The following is a 24216-nucleotide window of genomic DNA, read 5'->3' as shown; positions in this document are numbered from 1 at the left end:
TTCAACTGGAAAAGGACGACACATGAGTAGTCTATTTATAAAAGGTGGGACGATCGTCACCCACGAAGAAAGCTTCAAAGCCGACATTCTTTGCAAAGACAACAAAATCGTCGAGATCGGTGACATCAGTGTGCTACCAAACGATGTTGAAACCATTGATGCCACTGGCAAACTCATCATGCCAGGCGGTATCGATCCACATACTCACATGCAGTTACCTTTCATGGGCACAGTCGCAAAAGACGACTTTGCTTCAGGCACAGTGGCGGCGCTCGCCGGTGGCACCACCACTATTATCGACTTTGTCATTCCCAACCCTCAGCAGTCCTTGTTAGACGCGTATCATCAATGGCGTGATTGGGCGAAAAAAGCCCATGCAAATTACAGTTTCCATGTCGCCATTACCTGGTGGGATGACACAGTCGCAGAAGAAATGAAATTATTGGTAAAAGATCATGGGGTAAACAGCTTCAAACACTTCATGGCTTACAAAAATGCCATCATGGCGACCGATGATATTCTAGTGGCGAGCTTCACCAAGTGCCTAGAGCTTGGCGCCATTCCTACCGTTCACGCCGAAAATGGTGAGTTGGTGTATCACTTACAAAACAAACTCATGGCGGAAGGCATGACAGGCCCAGAAGCGCATCCTCTATCGCGCCCTTCTTCTGTCGAAGGCGAAGCCGCCAACCGTGCGATCAGCATTGCTAACACACTCGGCGCGCCAATCTATCTTGTGCACGTTTCCACCGAAGAAGCGGTCGACGCCATTCGTTACGCCAAAGATCACGGCCAAACTGTATTTGGCGAGGTGTTAGCAGGTCATCTCACCGTTGACGAAAGTGTGTATCAGAACCCAGATTGGGCCACGGCGGCGGCGCATGTTATGAGCCCTCCGTTTAGACCCAAACACCACCAGGATGCCCTTTGGAAAGGGGTTCAAGCTGGCACATTACAAACCACCGCCACCGATCATTGTGCTTTCTGTGCGGAACAAAAAGCCATGGGCAAAGACAACTTCGCACAAATTCCGAACGGCACAGCAGGCGTGGAAGAACGTATGATGGTGCTCTGGGAAAAAGGCGTCAACGAAGGCAAAATCACCATGAATGAATTTGTCGCCTTAACTTCGACCAATACGGCGAAAATCTTCAACATCTACCCAAATAAAGGCTGTATTCGTGTTGGGGCTGATGCCGATTTGGTGATTTGGAATCCTGCCGCAACTAAAACGATTTCCGCGAAAACCCACCATTCGAAAATCGAACACAGTATTTTTGAAGGCATGGAAATCCATGGTGTGCCAGAAACCACGATTTGTAACGGCAAACTCGCTTGGCATAACAATGTACTGATGGCCGAATCTGGCGATGGGAAATACATAGATCGGCCAGTATACGCGCCTTTCTACGAATCATTAAGAAAGCGCAAAGAACTGAATAAACCCAAAGCCGTTGTGCGTTAAAGATAAGCAAAAACAACCTCATCCTAACCTTCCCCTTAAAAGAAGGTGTCGCAGGAGGTAGTCAGCGAAGGTTGGATAAGTTTTGTAGGTCGCGGCTTTAGCCCGACAAGACGTGAATTGTCGTAATGCGTTTTTTGTCGGCATAAATGCGCGACCTACAAGATCAACGGAAGTCGTTTTGCGACCCCCTATTGAAAGAGGAAACTAAGCGCTAAAAAACGAAGGTAACCAAAGCCTGTAGCACGACAAAAGACATAATGCCGGCCAAAATGTCATCCAGCATGATGCCGAAGCCGCCATGGACGTTTTTATCAACCCATGAGATAGGCCAAGGTTTCAAAATATCGAATAGGCGAAATAACACAAAGCCCAGCACGATATAAAACCAACCCGCAGGCGCCAGCCACATGGTGATCCAGAAACCAACAAATTCGTCCCAGACGATACCAGCATGGTCATGTACGCCCATGTCTTTCGAGGTTTTACCACAAAGATAGATTCCCACCAGCGATGTCACTACCAGTACGATGAAGTACGCTGTGGCGGTTAAATCTTGTAGGAACCAGATAAACAAGGGCACAGCAGCAAGCGTACCAAAGGTTCCTGGTGCTTTTGGCGCGGCACCAGAGCCAAGGCCAAATGCCAAAAAATGTATCGGATTACGCCATACCGACGCGGGGGCAGAGTTTGCCATGAAGCTTTACCTACTCGTTAAATTAAAAATTAGAAGTGTTGCCAGCCTGTTATCTCGCCATCATAGTTTTGAATCACAAAACCCTTGTCGACAATTTCCCCCACCTTGGTACAAGGCAAGCTAAGTGTTTGAGTAATCAAGGCTATTTCAGCGGCTTGTGCTTTTGGTGCGGTGAAGCACAATTCGTAATCATCGCCACCCGTTAGCGCCAATGCCACCGCCGTTTCAGGTTGCCAACGACTTAACTCAGAGGAAATCGGCACACGATTCGCATCGATATTCGCACCAACACCAGAGGCTTTGAGTATATGCTGGATATCTTGCGCAAGGCCATCGGAAATATCCATCATGGCATGCACCACGCGCTTCAGTGCCATACCGGCAATTAGCCTTGATTGCGGTCGCCAGTAACGATCATAAAAATAATCAAAGCGCTCACTCGATACTTGCAACTCACCCGTCACAATCGGCACCGCGGCCGCGGCATCACCAAGCATTCCCGTCACATAAATATCATCACCGACTTTTGCCCCACTGCGCTTTACTGCCATATCGGGTTCCACATAACCGTGCACTTGTAGCGTGATGGTTAACGGCCCTTTCGTGGTATCACCGCCCACTAAGGCCAAGCCAATCGGCTCAGCCAGTTCCGCCATGCCTTGCGCTAGACCCGCTAACCATTGCGGATCAGATTCAGGTATCGTCAACCCCAAGGTGAAAAATGCGGGCTTGGCCCCCATGGCCGCCAAGTCACTCACACAGCTTGCCACCGCACGGTAACCAATATCCACAGGATCCGCATCGAAAGGGAAATGTCGCCCTTCGACCAAGGTATCCATGGAGAATACCAAACTCTGACCTTGTGGCACTTGCACTTGCGCGCAATCATCACCGATACCCAACAAAAGATCTCCACGCCCTTGCGTACTCGCCATGACAGACGCTTGAAAGATATTTTGTATCAACTCGAATTCTCTCAACAGAAGATCCTTGCTTATCTCAATTAAAGGTTAAATAAAAGGCATTTGCTGAGCAGTAAACGCACGTCTATTTTAAAACAGAAAGGATACCGTAATGTCAGCAGTCTGTCAGAAGCAAAAAGGGCAGATTGCTGAGTACAACCTGCCCTTTTGGGAATGCATCATTACCACAGTAAAAAAGCGTTAATCTTCAGAACGCTTAGCCCGTGTCTTAGGCGTTGGGATCACTTCTAGATAAAAAGATTTCCAATGCTGGCTTTGTGCCGAGCTAATATTGGTATTGATATCGCCTTCGTGAATCGCACGCGCCTTGTCAGCGGTTTGACCAAATTTGCAGTTAAATCCCCAAAAATCCGCACCATCTGGCAAGGCTTTATTACGCTCTGCTTTGATGTACTGCTTAACTTCATTTTTCGCTTCTTCAATGAGGCGCTGGTATGGCTTTTTTGGGTGAGACAACACAAAGTTCTTTTTCATTATGATCCTAAAAATATTGGGTAAGGCAGCGTAACCACCTTGATACCCGCCTATGATAGCGGGTTAAGAATGAACCAGCCATGAATAAAACAGTAAAATAGTTAATCAGAAACACTTTACTCAAGACTTTATTCTAAGCGCTCCACTTCAATGCCAAGCGCTTTCGCTCGCGTCATCCACATTTTGCGCGCTAACGCTCGCATGTTTTCAACGCTATCCATTTCATCCATGATTTCCACACCAAGCAAGGTCTCCACTAAGTCCTCAAGAGTGACAATTCCTTTTGTCCTTCCATATTCGTCAACCACTAATGCAATATGCTGCCGCTCATTAAGGAAGCTATCCAACAGCATTGGTAACGATACTCCTTCAGGAACCACGGTAATATCACGCTTTAAAGACTTAAGTGTTTCATCATGTTGATCCGCTGCTTTGCTTAACAAAATATCATCTCTCAGAACAAAACCTGTAATATCGTCAAAATCGGACTTATAAACAGGCAAACGTGAGAACGGCTTATTTTTAATGAGTTCAAATACCTCCGAAACGGTTTTGTTCTCTGAAAGTGCGAAAGCGACAGTTCGGGGCGTCATAACATCCATAGCTTTTACAGACCCATAGCGAAACAAATTACCAATAATTCTAGATTCACTATCATGAATTTGTCCGCCTTCTTTACCAAGCTCTGCCATGGCAATAAATTCATCTCGACTAAAATGATGCAGCGTCTTTCCGTGAGATATTAGCTTAGTCAGCTTCTCTGAAACCCACACGATAGGATAAAGAATGACAATAAGGCCCTGTACAAAATGCATCATAGGCACAACAAGCTTTGACCAATAAATAGCACCAATGGTTTTAGGGACAATTTCAGAAAGAAAGAGAATTGCCATAGTCATAACCGCTGAAAATACACCAAACCACGCACTCCCAAACACCGCTGTTGCTTTCGCTCCTGCCCCAATCGCCCCAGCCGTATGCGCAATGGTATTGAGCGTTAAAATAGCCGCAAGTGATTGATCAATATTGTCTTGTTTTAACCGCTTTAAACGCGCAGCGTTTTTCGGTTGTTTTTCTTTGAGACCTTCAACATAAGAAGGCGTAATACTCAACAATACAGCTTCAGCTACAGAGCAAAGAAATGAAAAACCTATCGCTGTCAGAACATAAACAATTAATAATAAAGCATCTGTACTCACTATCGACATCCTCACATTCACATTTTGGCTACTTCTAGGCTATTCATCATTAATTTGATAACCCGCTACAACTCCGTACTTAACCTAAAACACATTGCTAGTGCCCTGACTAAATCCAGATATCGCGCTTCTGCAAAAAAGACTTTTCTGTGGGTTTTAAGGCACTAAAGCTATGTTAATTTAGTCTGCAATTAGGATATTAGGTTCAAATAAAATGAGAAGCTCTAAAACAAATAAATGACAAAATACAGTCTCCAATAGAGTTGTTACTTCTTAGGCTGGTTAAGCGCCTAAAAATAAAAAATAGGCATAAAAAAGCCCCGTTACTAACACGTAATAACGGGGCTCTTAACTGTCTTTTAATGACGCTTTCAGAAACGTTTACATAATCGTTTTTCGATTATTTGTTCGACTCTTTATTCGCTTCTCGGCGAGCGGCGATTTCTTCGCGGCGCACGCGTTGTGCTAGTTTGTCTAAAATGCCATTAACGTATTTGTGGCTTTCGGTCGCACCAAAGGCTTTGGCAAGTTCAACACTTTCGTTGATCGCAACACGGTAGGGTACGTCTAAGCGTTGAGACAATTCATACGAACCGATACGCATCACCGCCAACTCGATTGGATCCAGTTCGCTTAATGGACGATCCAGTAGCTCTTCAAACAAAGCGTCCAGTTTCTTAGCGCTGGCGGTTACACCTTGTAGCAATTCACGAAAGTAGACTTTGTCACAAGAATCCATATCTTGATCTTGATCCATCACGAACTGAGTTTCTATCTCGCTAACCGCTGTTTTGTTCATTTGCCATTGGTAGACGGCTTGTAATGCCAAACGACGAGAAGCACTGCGCAATTGCGAACGTGAAGGTTTTTTATCCTTACGTTTTGGTGCTGGAGTTTGGTCGTTTGTTGTTTCCACTTCGCTCATTTTTTGCCTCAATTGTCCAGACCACGCAGCTTTTTGAGCTGGCGCTTTTGCCTTTTTGGCTTTTGTCTGTTTGGCTTTTGTTTGTTTAGAAAATACCCTTGGTTGTTAAAGAGCGACCAGATACGGCTTTTAGACAGCATCTGAGTCATATCGACCAAAGGTACGAATATATGGGTTGTCTTGGGCGCAGATTATAGCAACATTTATTCTAGGTTTCTCGGCAAAGTTGGCGAAATATCGGCAAGAAAAAACGATTTCTACCGATTTTTTAAAAAAAGCCTAAAAAAGCAATGACGTTACTTTTGCTTATTCTTCTGTCTCGTCATCAAAATCTTCGTCTAAATAACTTGGCAGGTACACCAAACGCACATCTTGCCCAACCTGACGCACGGATTTGAGCGTTAGCTCAACCGCTTCGTCCATGGTTTCCAACGGCAATTTAAACAAGGGACGCGCGCTGGAACCCAATAATTTCGGCGCCATATAAACAATGATTTCATCAATCAAACCGGCGGCCAAAAATCCACCCGCTAATTCCGCACCCGCTTCGACTAAGACTTCGTTGATACCCGCATCGGCAAGTTGCTCCATCGCGTCCAATAAGTCGAGTCGACCATCTTCGCCACGAGGCACAAAGCGCACGGTGACGCCTTTTTCGGTCAGCACTTCTAGATGCTCTTCTTCTACTTCGTCTTCGACGGAAAACACCCATGCCTGATGAGTTGGGTAAAGAATTTTGGCTTCAGGAAGGATAGACAACGCCGTGTCCATGATGACACGAATCGGCTGACGCACGCTTTTGGGGTCCGCTTCTTGGTCGTTATTATCAATGCGAACCGTCATGCTTGGATTATCGGCTAAAACAGAACCAATCCCCGTCACAATAGCATCACTTTGAGCACGCAAACGTTGTACATCAAGACGCGCTGCCGAATCGGTAATCCATTGGCTTTCGCCAGATTCCATTGCCGTGCGGCCATCCATGCTCATGGCAAGCTTCACTCGCACATAAGGAAGACCTTCACGCATGCGCTTGAGGAACCCCGGATTCAATGCCTCACATTCCGCTTCTAGAACCGGGCCGGTAATTTCAATACCGGCTTTTTTCAATTTCGCTAAGCCATTACCAGAGACCTCTGGATTTGGATCTTGCATACCATAAACAACACGTGCCACACCGGCTTTGATCAAGGCGTCGGCACAAGGTGGCGTTTTGCCTTGATGACTACAAGGCTCCAAGGTAACGTAAGCCGTTGCACCAACCGCGTCGTGTTTTGCGTCCGCCAAGGCATTGACTTCCGCATGACCTTCTCCCGCTTTGACATGAAAGCCTTGGCCAATGATTTGCTGATCTTTGACCAACACACAACCAACACGTGGGTTTGGATGCGTGGTATAGCGGCCTTTTTTCGCGAGCTGAATGGCTTTTGCCATCCAATATTCATGGTTATATGTCATGCTTTGTCTTCTTTTTCCGATTCAGGGGCGTTTTGTTTTGCATCTGGAGCAATAACGCGGTGGTTTTCTAGACGGTCTATTGCTTCACGAAATTCACTGATGTCTTTAAAACTGCGATACACTGAAGCGAAACGCACATAGGCCACTTGATCAAGGCGTTGCAGCTCTTCCATCACTGCTTCCCCCGTCCAACGAGACGGCAATTCGCGTTCACCAGTGGCTTGCATTTTTTCCTTGATACGGGTGATCGCGGTTTCCACCGCTTCAATGCTGACAGGGCGCTTTTCAATGGCTTTGAGAATGCCATTACGCAATTTGTCTTCATCAAAGGCTTCACGACTACCATCACTTTTGATCAGTTTCGGCATTTGTAATTCAGCCACTTCGAACGTGGTGAAGCGCTCTTGGCAATGGATACAGGTACGACGGCGACGCACTTGAGCGCCTTCAGAGACTAACCGAGAATCCACTACTTTCGTATCTTGAGTTCCACAAAAAGGGCATCGCATGGTGCTTCCAATATCGCTAATTTGGTGTAAGAATGCCTGAAAATTAGGCCATCGTGTGATGGATGAAATCATACCAACCCCGCCATAATATAGCTACCAAGCTACTGTGTGCGCTTTTATCATTCTTCATTCTAGAAGATTGGATGAATTTATAAGGATTTATATGCCGTTCGCAGAATTATCGGGCTTGGTTGCGGCCTTATGCTGGACTGTTTCTAGCTTGATGGCACCAGGGCTAATCCAGCGCTTTGGCACCATGCGCTTTAATACTTTTCGTATTGTCATTGCCAGTTCCATTCTTTTGGTCATCTGCGTAATCTCCCAACGATTCAATGCCACCTTGTGGCAACATGCCGAAATCATCATGCTGTCGGGCCTATTGGGGATTTTCATTGGCGACACCATGTTATTTAGTGCAGTACATCGTCTTGGCCCTCGCCGCACTGGGGTACTCTTTGCCACCAATGCCCCCATGTCGATTCTATTAGGCTGGTTATTTCTAGGGGAAAATCTGTCTTTCAACCAGCTGTTTGCCTGTGGCTTAGTATTGGTCGGTGTGGTGATCGCGATTCTATTTGGACGTAAAAATAGCCTACATGCTTGGGAGCAAACCAAGGGGAAATTGAGCGTAGGCATTTTGCTCGCGCTTGGCGCAGCACTTGGTCAGGCCAGTGGCGCCTTGCTGAGCAAACCGGCCCTCGTGGATGGCGCAGATCCGATTGCCGTCTCCGCATTACGGGTCGGGACAGGCGCACTGGCTCTTGTTCTGGCTTACGGCTTATTTTATCGACACAAACAACCAGCCGATGCGATTCCCTTTAGCCAACTCACGCGCTTTGATTTCATGGGCATTGCCGCCCTTGCCACGATCGGCATGGTCATTGGCATGAGTGTCTTGGTCTGGGGCGTCGGCAACGCAAACGTCGGGATCGTTACGACACTGTCGGCGGTCGTTCCCGTACTGATTCTCCCAGGGTTATGGATTACCACAGGACAGCGCCCTGCTTTTGGCGCATGGGTTGGGGCAATTTTCGTTGTGGCTGGCGCGGCTTTGATTATTCTGAAATAGCCACGATTGTGCTATTCTTAACGCACTCAATTTTCAATCGGCTCTCCAGCGATCATCCAGCTTTGTATTTGGCATATCATGGAGTGTTTTAACGAAATCCTTGCACGATAGTCATTGTGCTAGGATTTCTAATCATAGGATAAGTTGACTCTTTATGGCTCAGTTTGTATACAGCATGAATCGCGTTGGGAAAATTGTTCCGCCTAAACGCGAGATTCTAAAAGACATTTCTCTTTCATTCTTCCCTGGCGCTAAGATCGGTGTATTGGGTCTTAACGGTTCTGGTAAATCAACGCTATTGCGTATCATGGCGGGTGTGGATACCGAGCATAATGGTGAAGCACGTCCAATGCCGGGCATCAAAATCGGCTACTTGGAACAAGAACCACATCTTGATCCAGAAAAGAACGTGCGTGGCATTGTTGAAGAAGCCTTTACTGACGTGATTGAGGCCATGGCACGTTTGGATGCCGTCTATGCAGCATACGCAGAACCCGATGCAGACTTTGACGCCCTAGCAAAAGAACAAGGTCAGCTTGAAGCCTTAATCGAAGCGAAAGAAGGTCACAACCTAGATCGTGCCCTTGAAGTTGCGGCTGATGCCCTACGCCTTCCACCTTGGGACGCCAAAGTAGAACACCTTTCTGGTGGTGAGCGTCGCCGTGTCGCGCTTTGTCGTTTGCTATTAAACAAGCCAGATATGATCCTACTAGACGAGCCAACCAACCATTTGGACGCCGAATCTGTAGCTTGGCTAGAGCGCTTCTTAAAAGATTACCCAGGCACCGTTGTGGCGATTACCCACGACCGTTACTTCCTAGATAACGCCGCTGGCTGGATTTTAGAATTGGACCGCGGCCATGGTATTCCATACGAAGGCAACTACTCGTCTTGGTTAGAGCAAAAAAATGCTCGTCTAGAACAAGAAGCAAAGCAACAAGCCTCTCACCAAAAAGCCATTAAATCCGAGCTTGAGTGGGTTCGCCAAAACGCCAAAGGCCGCCAGTCTAAATCCAAAGCCCGTTTGGCTCGATTCGAAGAAATGAACTCACAAGAGTTCCAAGATCGTAACGAAACTAACGAATTGTACATTCCACCAGGACCACGTCTTGGTAACAAAGTCATCGAAATCGAAGGCGTTAGCAAAAGCTTCGAACACAAGATGCTACTAGAAGACTTCAACATGGTGGTGCCACAAGGCGCTATCGTCGGTGTGGTGGGTGGTAACGGTGCCGGTAAATCTACCCTGTTCAAAATGATCGCTGGCATCGAAAAACCTGATACAGGCACAGTGACGTTGGGCGAAACAGTACAACTGGCTTACGTTGACCAAATGCGTGAACTGGATGGCGACAAAACCGTGTTTGAAGAAATCGCAGATGGCCTAGACATGATCACGGTGCACAACTACAAAGTACCGTCTCGTGCTTACATTGGCCGCTTTAATTTCAAAGGATCTGATCAACAAAAATTGGTTAAGCATTTGTCTGGTGGTGAGCGTAACCGTTTGCACCTAGCGAAACTGCTTAAAGAAGGCGGCAACGTATTGCTACTGGATGAGCCGACCAACGACCTAGACGTAGAAACTTTACGTGCTCTGGAAGACGCCCTACTGGCCTTCCCAGGCGCCGCGATTGTTATTTCCCACGACCGTTGGTTCCTAGACCGTATCGCAACACACATCCTAGCGTACGAAGGCGATTCTAAAGCCGTCTTCTTCGAAGGGAACTACGCAGAATACGAAGCCGACTACAAAAAACGTACCGGCAACGACGCCACACCAACGCGTATTAAATACAAACGTATTGATGCGTAATTCTATTTAATAGGATTGGTTGGGGTTGAGAATGGAAAACCGCTTGCAGAAATGTGAGCGGTTTTTTATGCGACGTTAAGTGCAGTCAACTCTTTTTAGTATCTAGCTTCTTTATAAGTTCCATCATCAATTCATGTGTATTGATAGGATAGGAATCTATATTAGTTTTTGTAAAATCTCTTGCAGCAAACAATCTGTTAGCTATTTCTATTTTAATTTTGTGCTGCTCTTCTTCAGGTAATGATGCTATATAAGGTGTTATTGCTTTCAAGTCTAGTGAAATTTGCTGGTGTTCATATTGTTGAGCTCGATGCTTTGTTGATTCTCTAGCCAAGTACGCTGCGGGTATAGATAACATTACAGCGAGAACAACGCGAAAAATAGAACTCTTCCATTCAAAATTAGTATTAGTTGTCTCCCAAAATGAGTAAGCAACGATGGCAACTATTAATCCCATACAAGCTAAAGACGCGTACCTCATCCGATCAGCCATCAACTTTTCATCACCAGCACTGGTCTCGAAATCCCCTGCGATTACTCTGCCTGATGCATGACCTAATATATCGTTAATTTGGTTCTCTTTGACTTCAATTTCTTTTAAGGCATTACTATATAAGATAGAAACTTTTTCTATCTCTGTCTTCATTTCAGTTTCTAGCAGTTTTGACCTTTCACTAATCTGTATGATTTTAACTTCATTTTCGTTTAATAGTTTCTTCACTCTTTCATCATGCTTTGCACTTTGAATAAAAAGTTCGTTCAGCTGGTCCTTTGCAGATTTAAAGCTATGAAAACTATCTAATCCAATACTTTCATTACTACTTAATGAGCTATAACCAGCAGCTGCTAATAGATCATTTGATTTCTCCACTAATTCAGTGCTCAGAGAGCCAACTCTTCCATCAGACAATCCAGATTTCAAAACAGCAAAACCTAGCTCTACTCCTTGTCGAGGAACTTGTATTAATCGATAAATTATATTTTCTCTGGTATTTCTATTTTTAGCAGTATCATTGTAATTATTATAATCGGAGGTAGCACCATAAAAGCGGTCTAGACTCTTTCTAATTTCTGCATTCTGGTGGAGCGACTCATTATTTTCTATTCGGTAACGAAGCTGTGAAACCAGTTCCATAATTTCATGAATTTTTTCATCTGCGCTTAAAAGTATCTCTTCCATTTTCATTCCCATATAAAATTCTATTCATGATGGCTGCAATATTAAACAATAACTTCCACCGATTTTTGCTTCTCTCAAAAAAGCATTTTCAGCGCTGCGTCTCTGGGTTTGCTTTCGCCTTGTTTTGACTCTGACGTCTAGTGACAGAACATAAAGCATCAAACTGGCGCATGATAGTTTTATCAATCGCATCCGCTTTTTTAAGGCCTTTAGCTGTTTTATGCACAGAATGTAAAATATCACTCATGACTACGCCCTCTTCGTTTGGCAAAAAAGATTAGGTTAACTGTAGCATTTTCTTCGACGCTTCCGCCAAGAATCCTGAACGCGATTTGTATCTTGGATTAGCGGCCACCATTTTGTCGATTTTGGTGATCAGCAGATGCGGTAGGGTTACGTTAATTTTTTCACTTTTTCCAAGCAATGGGGTGATGTCTATATTCACCACAGTCCACACGCCATCGACGTAATCTGGGTTATCTTTATGGACTGAGATTGAACTGGCTATTGGAATGTCTTCACCGTCTTCTAACAAGAGTTCAAGATGAGAAAAGATCGCTTCTTCGGCAATCTCTAGTGCTTCATCAAATGTATCGCCAGCCGAAAAGCAGCCGGGCACATCTGGCACAATCACCCCGTAGCTAACGCCGTTATCGGTATGTAATACTATTGGATATTTCATTGATCGTACCTCTGCTAAAGCCACTAATGAGTTTAGTTGAGCTGAGCTTGTTTCTTTATGCTATTAAAAGTACCAATCGGTAATTTTTAAATTAAATAAACTATAACTCCAATAACTCTTGAGGTGAATGGCGACAACACTAGAAACAAAAAAGCCGCGAACCTTCCAGTAAGCAGCTTCTATAAACAGAGTCGGGCGCTATACAATGTCTACACTAATTAACGTGCCATTTGATGCAATGACTTCGTTTTTGCCCAAGCATGAATCGGTTGTAATAAGTCCGTTAAGGCTGCCTGTCATGAAGAAGAAATCATCGATATAGCCTCGACGAACACATTCTTGTACGCCCTTCAACAGCACCGCCTTTTTCTGTTCGAAAAAATCGGTGCCGCTGGTTGAGTAGTGGTAGGTTTGTCCACTTTTGAGAGAAAAATCACTTGCGATAGGTTGGCTCGACACTAAGATGCCGTAGTTGTAATAAAAGTCACAAGATTGATAACTCTTGTCATTAATTTTGGGACGTAAAACCTCTATAGCAACAAGTGGCTGGCTGTGGCTAACGGCGTATTCAATATCACTTGCCAAGAGTGGAACACTGCACTGATAACAGATTTCCACTTCGATACCAGATAACTTGTCTTTTGGTAGCTGAGCGCCCTGATTCTGGAAAATTTGAAAGTCAAAAATAGGCGATAGAATAAAAACACCGGAATCCTCAACGACTTTCCAGCCTTTGATGACGGCACCTTTGCTGGTGAGTTCAGCGATCAACTGATCTTGTGCATGACAAATATCGTCGTAGCTGTCTAGGATAGAAGTAAATACACCCTCTTTAAAAGCACTAAGAATGGCGGAGTATTCTGTAAAATTCATCAATGATCCCTTAAAAAAAATTTCGCTGTCAAACACCATTGCCTGAAGCCTGAGGACGCGCCCCACGGGTATTTAAACGAATACGATAAATGGAAGTAGAAGCGGTAATATACAAGGTCTCTCCTTGGTGATTAGAAGACCTGTCTGTCGCAAAAGTGCAGTTAGATACTTTCTCCGGCACCCCTATTTTGCCTAATAATGTGCCATCCGTGTGGTAAATCTGAATACTGTCTTCCGACGAGGTATAAACCCAACCTTGTTGATCCACTCGAAAGCCATCGGCTAACCCCGGTGACACCACGGCAAACAACCTTTCGTTACTTAGCTTGCGCCCCTGCTCGACATCAAACACTTTAATATGATGATTTCCCGAGCCGTCTTCTCTTAGCGCCGCAGAAGTGTCGGCGATATAAAGTTTTGATTCATCTGGTGAAAAGGCCAAACCATTTGGTTCTTCAATCGTATGACAAACAACGGATAGCTCACTGGTGATAGGATCAAAACGATAGACGAAATTCCCCTCTTGTTCAGACTCTGCTTTATAGCCTTCTACATTAGATAAAATGCCGTAAGGTGGATCAGAAAACCAAACAGTACCATCTGACTTCACCACTAAATCATTTGGTGAGTTCAAACGCTTACCAAGATATCGGTCAACTAACGTAGTTGTCTCACCTGTTTGCAAGTCGGTTTTCTCAATAGATCGACCACCGTGACTGCAATGCAATAGGTTGCCCTGCAAATCTAGATAATGACCGTTGGTAAAGTTAGCAGGCGAACGCCATACCCTTAGGCCTTTCTCCTCGTTCCAACTTAATATTCTATTGTTAGGAATATCACTCCATAATAGGGTTTGTGAATGATCGAGCCAAACGGGTCCCTCACTCCATGTTGCTCCGGTGCATACTTTTTCTAAGTCTGATTTTCCTAATAAAATCGATTCTATTCTGTCATCAAATTTTTCCATGGCGATCACCGTTACCTCTACAAGCACTGTAAATAAATCAATGAAACGCCCCTTTCAACAAATGAAAAGGGCATTAAAACGTTAACTATTTCCAAATGGCTTTGTAGTGTTCACGATAATTGTTGTCTGGATCGAAAATATCGTTTTGACCACCGTCAAACTGAATATTCTCCGGAGTGACTAAGTGTACAGGGGTCGAAAAGCCACTGTCAGCAACGCCCGCAAAGGCTCGGTTTAGTTCATCAACAACTTGCCAACCATGCATATTAAGTGGCTCTGGTACTGTACCTACTTGGTTAAAATTAGATCGAATACGCGAGTAAGCCGATTGACTGCCATCACCAGCGGATATATTGCGGGGTAGCTTATCCGCAGGCAGGCCCGACGCATTTAATGCCGACCCGATGTAATCAAAATAAAGATCATTGATCCCCAAAGAGTAAGTCCACTGACCTTGATGACGCTGCAACAAAGAAGTCGTTAGCTGAGGCATGCGTGTTGACGTATCTGATAATGGCGTGTCTTCCACAGAGATCAATGTACATCCGCTACATTGCTTAATGACATTTGCCATGGCGTCTGATTTTGCGATCGCAACGGCATAAGCTGAATCAGTAAAAATGACAACACCAGCCTTACCATTGGAGCCTGCCACAGCGGCTAATGCCGCAATCTCAGCCACATCATCCGCACTAGTCGTAATGTTAGAGAAGAGATTTTTGCTTGGAACGGGACCTGGGGTTGGCGCAGAATGCCAGCCCACGACCTTAATGCCCTGTTGTGTTGCGGTTTCCAGTGCTGCTGATTGTTCGTTCACATCAAAGCCCCCTAATACAATACCGTCCGGCTTTAATGCTATCGCTTGGTTAAACGCCGCGGTACGGCCAGATACAGTGCCCTGCCCGTCTAGAACACGAACGTTCCAACCAGTCCAGACTGCAGCCTCTTCTACACCATTACTAACACCAAGTACCCCACCGTTACGCATATCAGATGCTAAAAAAACAATCGTTTTTCCAGACACAGCTTTAGGACCGGTTGTTGGGCCATCCCATTTATTATAAGGAGCCGTGGCCGCTTGAACTTTTGCTTTTGCCATCTCTAAAAAATCATCCGCCTTGGCGCTAGTCGCTCCCATGGCAAGTAATATAGATAAACTCAAAGTGCTGTATTTTAAAATTGACTGATATTTTTTCATGACAACCTCATTCGTATTTTTTGTTTTTATACATCGCAGTTAAATATCGAACCCATTAACGCGCTTCCCTACGCCTTACTACTCACTCTTTTTAATAAGTCGTTTTATACGACCACCTCGGCGCTGAGCGTACCCAGCAATACCGATGGATATTAATAACGTTGCGCCGTTAAACAGAGGTTCAATATAAAAGGCACCACCTAGCTGCTGAATGCCGGAAATACCCACTGCCAGAATAGAGACCCCAATAAGAGTACCAAGTACATTAACGCGCCCCGGTCTGATCGTCGTTGAGCCAAGAAAAGCCCCAACTAACGCGGGTAAAAGAAATTCCAAACCGACATTCGCTTGACCAATACGCAGTTTCGCGGCCAACAGTACTCCCGCAAAAGCGGTCAATAGCCCAGAAGTAACAAATGCCCCAATGACATATTTTCGGGCTGGAATACCATTCAAATCCGCTGCTCTTGGATTCGCACCAATCGCATAAAGGCAACGACCTAGAGGCAAGCGTTCAGTGACAATCCATAGCAAGATAGCAATGCCCATCACGTAGAATGCAGGTGCAGGTAAACCCAAAAAGAAAGCATTTGAAAGAGAATAGAAATCGGCATCCAGTGAACCAATTACCTGACGCCCTCCGGTATACCAAAGTGCAACGGAATAGATCACTGTGCCTGTACCTAACGTGGCAATGAAGGAATCAATTTTCGCCATTTCAACTAACAGGCCATTCAGAAGACCAAACAGCATGCCACAAACTAGAACGACGAAAACCGCCATTTGCCAGCTCATGCCAAATTTGGTTTGAAGGCTAATCGCTAAAATGTGCCAAAGCACAATGCCATAACCAACGGTTAGATCCATCTTCCCCGTTAACATGGGTACCATCGCAGCCAACGCGAGAATCGCGATAATGGATTTATCACTTAAAATTGAGCGTAAATTCAGCATAGTCGGAAAAGTATCCGGCAATAATACGGAAAAAAATAAGATCAACAGTAGGGTTAAAATAGGTAAACCATACACTGGAAGATAGCGCCCAAAATGAGAAAGAAGTCCCTCACCCGCTGAATTTTTATCGTTATGGTCCGGCTCTAATGCCGTAGATTTTATGGAAGTTGTCATTGTCTGCTACTCACTATAATTGTTATTTTAGTTCATCAACTTTTTGAATTAACTGGGCAAATTAATTAACAGCACCATCTGCCGAAGCCACCTCCAGCATATTGGCAAAGGTCATCTCATTTTCAGTTAACTCTTTATGAATGCACCCTTTGCTAAACACATAGCAGCGATTACAAATCTTCTCTATTTCTTCAAAGTCAGTAGACACCACAATCACAGTGAGGCCATTACTCACCGAGGCTTTGAGCAAATTATAAATTTCTGCTTTTGCTCCCACATCGACACCCGCTGTAGGCTCATCCAAAATCAAGACTCGCTTATTTAAGTTTAACCAACGCGCCATAATGACTTTTTGCTGATTACCGCCACTAAGATTCTCAATGGTTTGGTCAGGATCTCTTGGACGCACATCAAAACGATCTATCAAATCACTCGCAATATTCTGCTCTTTGGATAAGGTATTTAATGCAAATAAAGGAGGGTTACCCAACAAGGGGTTAAGAAAAAAATTGTCTTGAACCGACATGGACATCGCAAGATTCTCTGCACGTTCGCCAGCCACATAACCGATACCAGCATGAATGGCAGCGGAAGTAGAGTCTAGGCTGAGCAATTTGCCATCTAGGCGTACTTGACCATTAAATATTGGATAATCACCAAACAAAGCCCGTCCTACTTCCCCTTGACCGCCACCACGTAAGCCAATCAGACCGAGGATTTCACCTTGTTTTACGTAGAAAGAAACAGGGCCAACGTTGCCCGCTTCAAAGTTAGAAACGTCAAGTACAGTTGGCGCGCTAGGGTCTACACTGAGACGCTGGAAATCTTTTTGGGCATTCCCCACAATCAGCTCTACTAATGCTTTCGCCTGCATACCCTGAGTGGCGCATTCTGCAACCAAACGACCATCACGCATAATCACCATGCTATCGGAGATTTCCATGACTTCGTCTAATCGGTGAGAAACATAAATCATGCCAACACCTTTCTGACGCAAATCACGAATCACTTCAAATAAGCGCGCCACATCGGCGGCAGGTAAACTCGCAGTAGGTTCATCGAGAACAAGAATTTTTGCTTTGCAATACACTGCACGCGCAATGGCGATAAGAGACTGTTCTGCACGTGATAAGCGAAATACTCGAGTACGTGGATCAATGTCTGCGTTAACACTGGCTAACGCCTCTGCGGCACGTGCGTCCGTTGCTTGCCAATCAATTAAGCCAAACTTTTTACAATATCCCATGGATAACGCCATGTTTTCTGACACTGTCATCCAGTCGACTAAACCTAAGTCTTGATGAATGAAAGCAATCTCATCATGGTGTCTGTTTTTTTGATCTAACTTGACGCCTTGATAGAGGATCTCACCCTGATCTTCTTGATAAATACCCGCTAAGGTTTTGATCAAAGTCGATTTACCGGCACCATTTTCCCCCAATAGCGCCACGACAGAATGCGAGCCTACATTAAAAGACACATCATTCACGGCCAAACTATTGCCAAAACGTTTGCTCACATTCTTAAACTGCAAAAGAGATGTTACTGACTTTTGTTGTTCACAAGCTTCCAACATGACCTCTCCCCACTTACATTATTTTTATTGTTAAGTAATCGATGTCTATTAACGCTGATATTTACCCGTCTTACTGTGTGAGTTGTTGAATCTGACTCCAAATATCAGGGTGAATCTCAATGCCACCGGCTTTTTCATGCTTATCAATAAAGGCTTGTATTTTGGATCCAGCAATAGAAACCTCACCACTTTCAGCAGGCTCTGATGCCAAAACATAGTCACGAATACGCTGCATTTCTGCTGCAAACTGGTTTTTTTCGATGGTTTTGCTTAGGTCAATGGCAATCAAGAATTGCGATACACCAAACTCACCGTCTTGATCTTCGGTAATGGCCGGAACTGAGCGGCCGCCTGTGATGGCCGTTAGCATCATATCTAGCACGATAGACATAGATGAACCTTTCCAAAAACCCATTGGAAGAACACGTTTGTTTTCCCAAATAATATGAGGGTCTTTGGTCAAATTGCCTTCATTGTCATAACCACCAACAACAGGCAATTCTTTATCGGCTAAGACATGATTCTGTAGCTGACCATAAGAGAATTGAGACATAGAACAATCAACCAATACAGGGGGCTCACCTGCAATGGCCATAATCAGCGGATTGGTTCCGATGCGATGATCTTTCCCTCCCCAAGCGGGCATTACAGCAATAGAGTTTGTCGCCGCAATACCAGCAAAGCCTTGGCGAGCCATTTCCAATACATAAGCTCCACCGCGCATCCAATGATTTGAATTACGCATACCGACCATACCAATGCCATACTCACGGGCCAATTCCATGGCACGATCAGCACAAATTAAACCATTCAAAACACCCGGCCCATAATGACAATCCCACTGCTCTAGTGCGCCCATCTGATTGACACATTCTGGGATAGCATTGAGCTGAATTTGCCCTTTATCTACTTGACCAATAAAGACCGGAAAACGATTGATACCATGAGAGTAAACCCCTTCATTCGCCATATCTGCGAAACCTGTCGCTAGACGTTTAGCCATGTCAGACGCCATGTTTCGAGATAAGAGAATTTTTTCATACGTATTTTGAAGTTGTTCTACCGAAATGATAGGCATAATAAGCGCAACCTTAATTCCGTATTACGGAATATATTGTTATTGTATTTCCGTATAATGACACAAAGCCAGAATATGTGAAGCTTTTTTAATCAACTTTTATATTTTTTATTCACAGACAAAGCTAATCGCTTAATTTTTAAATAAAAATTAAGCGATTGAATATCGAGGAAGAACATTTGAAAAAAAAGGGGAAGAGACAATTCATCAGTATTGCTCACTAACAGAGCAAACGATTACTCTCTTAATAGACGCAACTAAAGCAGTAAACCAGATTCATGAGCAATACGTTCAAGCGTGGCCTTGGCATGAGCAATGTCTTCATACCAATGATCATTCTGCGCCCACATTTCTATGACAAAAGGCGCCGCATAGTCTATTTCTGCCAGCGTTTTAAAAATGGCATGAAAGTCAACTTCACCTTGACCAATAACCAAATCACGGAACTGCCCTTTGCACTCAGGTGAGACGCGTAATGTGTCTTTGAGATGAATTTGTACAATATGATCTTGACCAAGTTTTAACTCCGTTGGCACATCATGATTCCAGCCAGAAATATTGCCCACATCCGGATAAGCCATGAAAAACGGAGAAGGAATTTCGCGTTTCAGCACCTCAAACTTGCTCAAGGAATTTAAATACGGCGTATCCATGATCTCTACACCAAGCAAGACACCCGCTCTCTCAGCCATTTTGACAGCACGTTGCATGCCTTCTACAAAACGACGATGGGTTTCTTTTGACTGCGGTTCATAATAAACATCGTAGCCCGCCATCTGAATACAACGAATACCAAGCTTGTAAGCCAATACAATGGCCTTTTCCATAATCTCAAAAGCGCGCTCCCTTACCTTATCGTCCATCGAGCCAAAAGGGTATTTACGGTGAGCACTCAAACACATTGATTGCAGTGGCATATCCAGTTCAATGCAAAGATTTCTGAGCGCATAAATGTCCTCATCAGACCAATCCAAGCGGGCTTGTCGGTCCACGGTTTCGTCGACCGATATTTCAAGAAAATCAAAACCTAACGCTTTGGCATTAACTAAACGCTCACGCCAGCTCAGCTCAGCAGGCATTGCTTTTTCATAAATACCCAGACGGAACTTCTTTGCAAAATTAATCACAGCATCACCTCAAAATAGTTTTGCCTCGATGAGCTTGGCTGTTTTTGCTATCGTCTCAGCCAAAGAATCAAAGCCTAATCGAGCCATCTTAGGCGTCAGTGATGACACACTAATGGCGTAAATGGGCATTCCATCTTTATTGAAAACTGGAATGGCTACGCAGGAAATACCTGCTTCATTTTCTTCATCATCAATTGCAAAACCTCGCTCTCTGACTCGTTCCAACTCTTGAAAGAATGCGCCTTTTTCCAGGATGGTATTTTCCGTTAGCTGTCGCATTGTGTTGTGATTACGCTGCCAGTAAGCTTCGCGTATCTGGTCTGAGGCGAAGGCTAAAAAACATTTACCCGCGGCTGAGCAGTAAGCAGGCGAATGCAAGCCAATATAGGTTCGAGTACGAAACGAAGCATTGCTTGGTTCTAACTTGTCTTTGAAAAGGATGTTATCCCCATCAAACGCCAAGAAATTTACCGTTTCATTAATGACATCAAGCAATTGCGTTAAATAAGGTTTCACAAAACCAGTCACATCTGAATTTAACGCCACCTGCCCCACATGCAATAGCTTCATCGTTAGTCGATAATCACGACCACTGGATAGCTGAGTGACATAGCCCGCACTTTCATATGTTGAAAGAATGCGATGGGCTGATGACTTGGTCATCCCTGTTTGCTTAGCAATCGTCTGCAATGACGCACCATTGGGAAATTGACCTAAAAACTCCAATACACTTAACGATTTTAGAAGTGACTTTATTTGTTCACTCATTCATACCTACCAATATTTTTCAATTTCATTATGGAAGGATTCAGCAATCGAACGTCCTTCTTCACTGACCAATGCACGGCCTGCAATAAAAGACTTCACTTTAAGATCTTTAAACAAATACAAATCTTCAGGCACAATGCCACCCGTGATAGATAATTCGATGCCTAAATCCGATAACGCTTTCATTTTTATTAGATCTTCTTGCGTCCATGTCACACCCGCTAATTCAGCGTCTCTTGAACGATGATAAATAGCTTGTGTAATGCCCATCTCAACCCAATCCTTAGCATCCTCTAATGTCCAGTGACCATATAGCTCAATTTGAATTTCACCAGAACATTCTTCAGCCACTTTATAGGCTGCGCGAATGGTCTCTATGTGTGCCGCTGCACTCACAGTGACCCAATTAGCGCCTGCCGCCAATGCCATTTTCGTTAAAATAGCACTGGCATCGGTGATTTTCATATCACAAACAATAACATGTTGCGGGTATTTTTCGCGCAGCAAAGTGACACTTTTCACCCCATGAGCGAATGCCAAAATAGTACCTATTTCAATAACATCCACATAATCGGCAATATTTTCTACAGATGCCATCGCTGTCTGTATATCAGTGGCATCTAATGCGATCTGCAATAAAGGTTTAGTCATAGCGATTCCTTCAATAATGAACATTTTAATTAGGCTTTTTCAAACTTTTGACTTTCGAATTCTTTGCTCTCAAATTCTTTAAAGAGACTAACTAGCTGCAAATAACGCTGATACTTGTGTTGGTAAGCTTGATAGTGACGTGGATTAGGCTCTATTCGTTTCGTCTGAATGTTCATCGCAGCTAAGCCCAATTCAATGCTAGCGTATTCACCAACGCCCACCATTGCCATCAACGCCGCACCTAAAGACCCCGTTTCTTCGATACTAGGAATTTCCACCGACATCCCCGTTAAGTCCGCAAGCATTTGCATCCACACCTCAGAAGTCGTTGTCCCTCCCGTCACTCTAAGAACAGAAGCACGAGGAAAACGGGCACGCATTCGGTCTAAATGAAGGTTATGACAAAACAGAATTCCTTCCCAAATAGCTTGAATCAAATGACCTTTGGTGTGATGGGCTTGTAAACCATAAAAGCCTGATTTAATACCCAACCCCATGTTGGAACCATAAAGAAAAGGCACAAAAAATAATGAGCTCGTTGCTACAGGCAGCGCCGCCACCAATGCCTGATTCCCCAAATGGTCAATTTCACCATTTTTGCCTAGGTAATCATGAAACCACTCATAATTGCTTGCTGACGTTGGACTAGCATCATGAATAATATATTGCTTATCCAAGACATAATGACCATACACATAGTTGTAATTCGACTCTTCTATGTCTAATTCAGAAGGAATACCAGTCGCAATACCTGAGGTCACAGCCCAAGTACCTGTCACATAATTAAGAGTATCCTCATTAGCATTAATACCAGAGCAAATCGCAGTCGAAACAACATCAAACAAGCCCCCAAACACCGGAGTACCTGCCTCTAAACCAGTTTCTTCAGCCACTTTTTGAGTGACATAGCCCGCAAGCTCATCAGGTTTAATAATCGGAGGAAGTGCGGAAAAAACTTCCTCAATACCAAACACTCTCAGCAATTCAGGATCATATTCACCGCTAGTAGCATTAAAGAAGTTACTCTCTGATATATTGGTTAATTCAGCGGCGATGTTACCGGTCAGGCGATAACGTAGATAATCGTGTGCCATCAAAATAGCACCAATTTGTCGATAGTTTTCCTCTTCGTTGTCTTTTAACCAACGCACAATGGAAACAGGGTGCCCTGTCCATAAGGTTTGTAGTGTCATCGGATAAATAGCTTCAGGGATTTTGTCTTCTTGCCACTTTTTCACAATACCAAGGGATCTGGAATCCGACGAGATAATACCATTACGTAAATTTTCGCCCTTTTTATCTAACAGATATACCCCTTTTCCTTGGGCTGAAATACTCAAGCCTTTTATATCCGCAGCTGCAATATCAGCAGATTGAAGCAGTTTAACAATGGCGGATTTCGCGTCACTCCATAAATCGTCTAGGGCACGTTCTACCCAGCCTTGTTGCTCGTTAAGCACTTTCGCAGACACTTTCGCAATGGCTATTTGCTTACCATTACTGTCTAACAAAGCCGCTTTCATAAAGGTACCGCCAGAATCTAAGCCAATAAAATAATTCATCGGTCTTCTCCTTCAGACAGAAAAAGCTGATCTATTAAGTCTGCTAACACCCAATCATCATCGTTCGTTGCTGCGGTGACTCTATCCGCTAACTGCTGTATAGCCTCATCAGCATTCAACATAGCAACGCCCATTCCAGCCAACATCAACATAGAGATGTCGTTATGGTGATCACCAACAGCCACTACTTGCTCTGCTAAGATGTCTTTTCCTTCTAGGTACTTAGCTAAAGCAGCGCCTTTAGTATTACCAATTCGTGCAAAATCTATTCGATTTGTCCAAGAATATTCCCCATTAAAGTGCTGCTGCACAAAAGGCAATCCGGCAAAATGATCAGCACTCTTACCCTCAACAACAAATTTCCACACATGAGGATGGTGTTCAATTTCGTGATGAAAATCGTTAATTTTATGTATTTGCGGACGATTTTCTCTTGGAAAGGAATTTGCCCATTCAGATAACGATTCCACATATGGCAAAGGACGATATTTCGAGTGAAGCATGGCATTAGTAACATACATAACTGTCGTCAAATCATGCTCTGCGGCGAGCGAAACAAACTGTCTCGCTACGTCTTTTTGCAAAGCATTGTGTTCTAACACTTGCTCATTTTGATAATCGTAAACATAAGTACCATTACAGCAAATAATCGGTGTTGTCAGGCCCAGCTGCTGATAATAAGGCCTCGCTGTCGTATGGTGCCGTCCTGTTACTATTAGAACGGGGATGTGCTCGGCTAAGATGCGAATTTTTTCAATCAAGATAGGACTAATAGTACGATCAGATTTTAGGACAGTTCCGTCTAAATCAAGCGCCAATAATTTATACATAATC

At 44.2% G+C, this 24216-nt stretch carries 24 protein-coding genes; 3 read left to right on the top strand and 21 right to left on the bottom strand.

Annotation, left to right across the window (positions count from 1 at the left end):
• Positions 1-22 precede the first annotated feature (22 nt).
• Entirely contained in the window at positions 23-1465 is a 1443-nt protein-coding gene (gene hydA / locus DKT73_RS13605; RefSeq protein ID WP_111639103.1) for a dihydropyrimidinase, read from the top strand.
• Positions 1466-1676: 211 nt separating this feature from the next.
• Here the strand turns inward: hydA and DKT73_RS13600 are convergent, their stop codons facing one another.
• From DKT73_RS13600 to nrdR, 7 genes are all read right to left on the bottom strand, one after another.
• Positions 1677-2159 carry a phosphatidylglycerophosphatase A family protein gene (locus tag DKT73_RS13600; RefSeq protein WP_111639102.1) on the bottom strand — a complete coding sequence of 161 codons (483 nt, stop codon included), beginning with the start codon at positions 2157-2159 and terminating at the stop codon, positions 1677-1679.
• Positions 2160-2188: 29 nt separating this feature from the next.
• On the bottom strand, positions 2189-3139 hold the full coding sequence (gene thiL, locus DKT73_RS13595) for a thiamine-phosphate kinase (RefSeq protein WP_111639101.1): 951 nt from the start codon (positions 3137-3139) through the stop codon (positions 2189-2191).
• A gap of 183 nt (positions 3140-3322) precedes the next feature.
• The gene (locus DKT73_RS13590; RefSeq protein WP_111639100.1) at positions 3323-3616 is read right to left on the bottom strand and encodes a DUF6172 family protein; all 294 of its coding nucleotides are present in this window, start codon (positions 3614-3616) and stop codon (positions 3323-3325) included.
• A 128-nt stretch (positions 3617-3744) separates the two neighbouring features.
• On the bottom strand, positions 3745-4815 hold the full coding sequence (locus DKT73_RS13585; protein ID WP_198666625.1) for a hemolysin family protein: 1071 nt from the start codon (positions 4813-4815) through the stop codon (positions 3745-3747).
• A 400-nt stretch (positions 4816-5215) separates the two neighbouring features.
• Positions 5216-5740, bottom strand: a complete 525-nt coding sequence (nusB, locus tag DKT73_RS13580) for a transcription antitermination factor NusB (RefSeq protein WP_111606666.1) — start codon at positions 5738-5740, stop codon at positions 5216-5218.
• Positions 5741-6046: 306 nt separating this feature from the next.
• On the bottom strand, positions 6047-7198 hold the full coding sequence (gene ribD, locus DKT73_RS13575) for a bifunctional diaminohydroxyphosphoribosylaminopyrimidine deaminase/5-amino-6-(5-phosphoribosylamino)uracil reductase RibD (protein WP_111639098.1): 1152 nt from the start codon (positions 7196-7198) through the stop codon (positions 6047-6049).
• Complete coding sequence (nrdR, locus tag DKT73_RS13570) at positions 7195-7707, bottom strand: transcriptional regulator NrdR (RefSeq protein ID WP_111639153.1); 513 nt, start codon at positions 7705-7707, stop codon at positions 7195-7197. Before nrdR ends, ribD begins: the two co-directional genes overlap by 4 nt.
• A gap of 163 nt (positions 7708-7870) precedes the next feature.
• Between nrdR and DKT73_RS13565 the strand changes: the two genes are divergently transcribed.
• Positions 7871-8776: a DMT family transporter gene (locus DKT73_RS13565; protein WP_111639097.1), complete on the top strand. Its 906-nt coding sequence runs from the start codon at positions 7871-7873 to the stop codon at positions 8774-8776.
• A 154-nt stretch (positions 8777-8930) separates the two neighbouring features.
• Positions 8931-10592 (top strand): energy-dependent translational throttle protein EttA, encoded by a 1662-nt coding sequence (gene ettA, locus DKT73_RS13560; protein ID WP_111639096.1) that lies wholly within the window; start codon positions 8931-8933, stop codon positions 10590-10592.
• Positions 10593-10677: 85 nt separating this feature from the next.
• Here the strand turns inward: ettA and DKT73_RS13555 are convergent, their stop codons facing one another.
• The 14 genes from DKT73_RS13555 to DKT73_RS13495 form a co-directional block, all read right to left on the bottom strand.
• Positions 10678-11772, bottom strand: coding sequence for a hypothetical protein (locus DKT73_RS13555; protein WP_157959190.1), 1095 nt, complete (start codon positions 11770-11772; stop codon positions 10678-10680).
• A gap of 88 nt (positions 11773-11860) precedes the next feature.
• Positions 11861-12019: a hypothetical protein gene (locus tag DKT73_RS20215; protein WP_198666624.1), complete on the bottom strand. Its 159-nt coding sequence runs from the start codon at positions 12017-12019 to the stop codon at positions 11861-11863.
• Positions 12020-12049: 30 nt separating this feature from the next.
• Entirely contained in the window at positions 12050-12454 is a 405-nt protein-coding gene (locus DKT73_RS13550; protein WP_111639094.1) for a type II toxin-antitoxin system HicB family antitoxin, read from the bottom strand.
• Positions 12455-12652: 198 nt separating this feature from the next.
• A complete protein-coding gene (locus DKT73_RS13545; protein ID WP_157959189.1) occupies positions 12653-13327 on the bottom strand; it encodes a hypothetical protein in 675 nt (224 codons plus the stop codon).
• A 28-nt stretch (positions 13328-13355) separates the two neighbouring features.
• Positions 13356-14294 carry an SMP-30/gluconolactonase/LRE family protein gene (locus DKT73_RS13540; RefSeq protein ID WP_111639092.1) on the bottom strand — a complete coding sequence of 313 codons (939 nt, stop codon included), beginning with the start codon at positions 14292-14294 and terminating at the stop codon, positions 13356-13358.
• 85 nt (positions 14295-14379) lie between these two features.
• Positions 14380-15492 carry a substrate-binding domain-containing protein gene (locus DKT73_RS13535; RefSeq protein WP_111639091.1) on the bottom strand — a complete coding sequence of 371 codons (1113 nt, stop codon included), beginning with the start codon at positions 15490-15492 and terminating at the stop codon, positions 14380-14382.
• Positions 15493-15570: 78 nt separating this feature from the next.
• Positions 15571-16620, bottom strand: coding sequence for an ABC transporter permease (locus tag DKT73_RS13530; RefSeq protein WP_111639090.1), 1050 nt, complete (start codon positions 16618-16620; stop codon positions 15571-15573).
• A 61-nt stretch (positions 16621-16681) separates the two neighbouring features.
• Positions 16682-18196 (bottom strand): sugar ABC transporter ATP-binding protein, encoded by a 1515-nt coding sequence (locus DKT73_RS13525; RefSeq protein WP_111639089.1) that lies wholly within the window; start codon positions 18194-18196, stop codon positions 16682-16684.
• A 70-nt stretch (positions 18197-18266) separates the two neighbouring features.
• Positions 18267-19274: a 3-dehydro-L-gulonate 2-dehydrogenase gene (gene yiaK, locus DKT73_RS13520; protein WP_111639088.1), complete on the bottom strand. Its 1008-nt coding sequence runs from the start codon at positions 19272-19274 to the stop codon at positions 18267-18269.
• 257 nt (positions 19275-19531) lie between these two features.
• Positions 19532-20401 carry an L-ribulose-5-phosphate 3-epimerase gene (locus DKT73_RS13515; protein ID WP_111639087.1) on the bottom strand — a complete coding sequence of 290 codons (870 nt, stop codon included), beginning with the start codon at positions 20399-20401 and terminating at the stop codon, positions 19532-19534.
• A 9-nt stretch (positions 20402-20410) separates the two neighbouring features.
• Positions 20411-21169, bottom strand: a complete 759-nt coding sequence (locus tag DKT73_RS13510; protein ID WP_111639086.1) for an IclR family transcriptional regulator — start codon at positions 21167-21169, stop codon at positions 20411-20413.
• 6 nt (positions 21170-21175) lie between these two features.
• On the bottom strand, positions 21176-21820 hold the full coding sequence (locus DKT73_RS13505) for a 3-keto-L-gulonate-6-phosphate decarboxylase UlaD (RefSeq protein WP_111639085.1): 645 nt from the start codon (positions 21818-21820) through the stop codon (positions 21176-21178).
• A 29-nt stretch (positions 21821-21849) separates the two neighbouring features.
• Positions 21850-23382, bottom strand: coding sequence for an FGGY-family carbohydrate kinase (locus DKT73_RS13500; RefSeq protein ID WP_111639084.1), 1533 nt, complete (start codon positions 23380-23382; stop codon positions 21850-21852).
• Positions 23379-24212: a Cof-type HAD-IIB family hydrolase gene (locus DKT73_RS13495; RefSeq protein WP_111639083.1), complete on the bottom strand. Its 834-nt coding sequence runs from the start codon at positions 24210-24212 to the stop codon at positions 23379-23381. The genes DKT73_RS13500 and DKT73_RS13495 overlap by 4 nt, the downstream gene beginning before the upstream one ends.
• Positions 24213-24216 lie beyond the last annotated feature (4 nt).

It is taken from the genome of Marinomonas shanghaiensis (assembly GCF_003259175.1).
In the GTDB taxonomy this organism is placed as follows: Bacteria; Pseudomonadota; Gammaproteobacteria; order Pseudomonadales; family Marinomonadaceae; genus Marinomonas; species Marinomonas shanghaiensis.
The sequence above is the reverse complement of the archived record's forward strand: the minus strand, read 5'-3'. Positions and strand labels throughout refer to the sequence as shown.

Coding starts and splice junctions, on each gene's coding strand:
- hydA (WP_111639103.1), top strand. CDS start 23: ATGAGTAGTCTATTTATAAAAGGTGGGACGATCGTCACCCACGAAGAA.
- DKT73_RS13600 (WP_111639102.1), bottom strand. CDS start 2,159: ATGGCAAACTCTGCCCCCGCGTCGGTATGGCGTAATCCGATACATTTT.
- DKT73_RS13590 (WP_111639100.1), bottom strand. CDS start 3,616: ATGAAAAAGAACTTTGTGTTGTCTCACCCAAAAAAGCCATACCAGCGC.
- nusB (WP_111606666.1), bottom strand. CDS start 5,740: ATGAGCGAAGTGGAAACAACAAACGACCAAACTCCAGCACCAAAACGT.
- ribD (WP_111639098.1), bottom strand. CDS start 7,198: ATGACATATAACCATGAATATTGGATGGCAAAAGCCATTCAGCTCGCG.
- nrdR (WP_111639153.1), bottom strand. CDS start 7,707: ATGCGATGCCCTTTTTGTGGAACTCAAGATACGAAAGTAGTGGATTCT.
- DKT73_RS13565 (WP_111639097.1), top strand. CDS start 7,871: ATGCCGTTCGCAGAATTATCGGGCTTGGTTGCGGCCTTATGCTGGACT.
- ettA (WP_111639096.1), top strand. CDS start 8,931: ATGGCTCAGTTTGTATACAGCATGAATCGCGTTGGGAAAATTGTTCCG.
- DKT73_RS13555 (WP_157959190.1), bottom strand. CDS start 11,772: ATGGAAGAGATACTTTTAAGCGCAGATGAAAAAATTCATGAAATTATG.
- DKT73_RS20215 (WP_198666624.1), bottom strand. CDS start 12,019: ATGAGTGATATTTTACATTCTGTGCATAAAACAGCTAAAGGCCTTAAA.
- DKT73_RS13550 (WP_111639094.1), bottom strand. CDS start 12,454: ATGAAATATCCAATAGTATTACATACCGATAACGGCGTTAGCTACGGG.
- DKT73_RS13545 (WP_157959189.1), bottom strand. CDS start 13,327: ATGAATTTTACAGAATACTCCGCCATTCTTAGTGCTTTTAAAGAGGGT.
- DKT73_RS13540 (WP_111639092.1), bottom strand. CDS start 14,294: ATGGAAAAATTTGATGACAGAATAGAATCGATTTTATTAGGAAAATCA.
- DKT73_RS13535 (WP_111639091.1), bottom strand. CDS start 15,492: ATGAAAAAATATCAGTCAATTTTAAAATACAGCACTTTGAGTTTATCT.
- DKT73_RS13530 (WP_111639090.1), bottom strand. CDS start 16,620: ATGACAACTTCCATAAAATCTACGGCATTAGAGCCGGACCATAACGAT.
- DKT73_RS13525 (WP_111639089.1), bottom strand. CDS start 18,196: ATGTTGGAAGCTTGTGAACAACAAAAGTCAGTAACATCTCTTTTGCAG.
- yiaK (WP_111639088.1), bottom strand. CDS start 19,274: ATGCCTATCATTTCGGTAGAACAACTTCAAAATACGTATGAAAAAATT.
- DKT73_RS13510 (WP_111639086.1), bottom strand. CDS start 21,169: ATGAGTGAACAAATAAAGTCACTTCTAAAATCGTTAAGTGTATTGGAG.
- DKT73_RS13505 (WP_111639085.1), bottom strand. CDS start 21,820: ATGACTAAACCTTTATTGCAGATCGCATTAGATGCCACTGATATACAG.
- DKT73_RS13500 (WP_111639084.1), bottom strand. CDS start 23,382: ATGAATTATTTTATTGGCTTAGATTCTGGCGGTACCTTTATGAAAGCG.
- DKT73_RS13495 (WP_111639083.1), bottom strand. CDS start 24,212: ATGTATAAATTATTGGCGCTTGATTTAGACGGAACTGTCCTAAAATCT.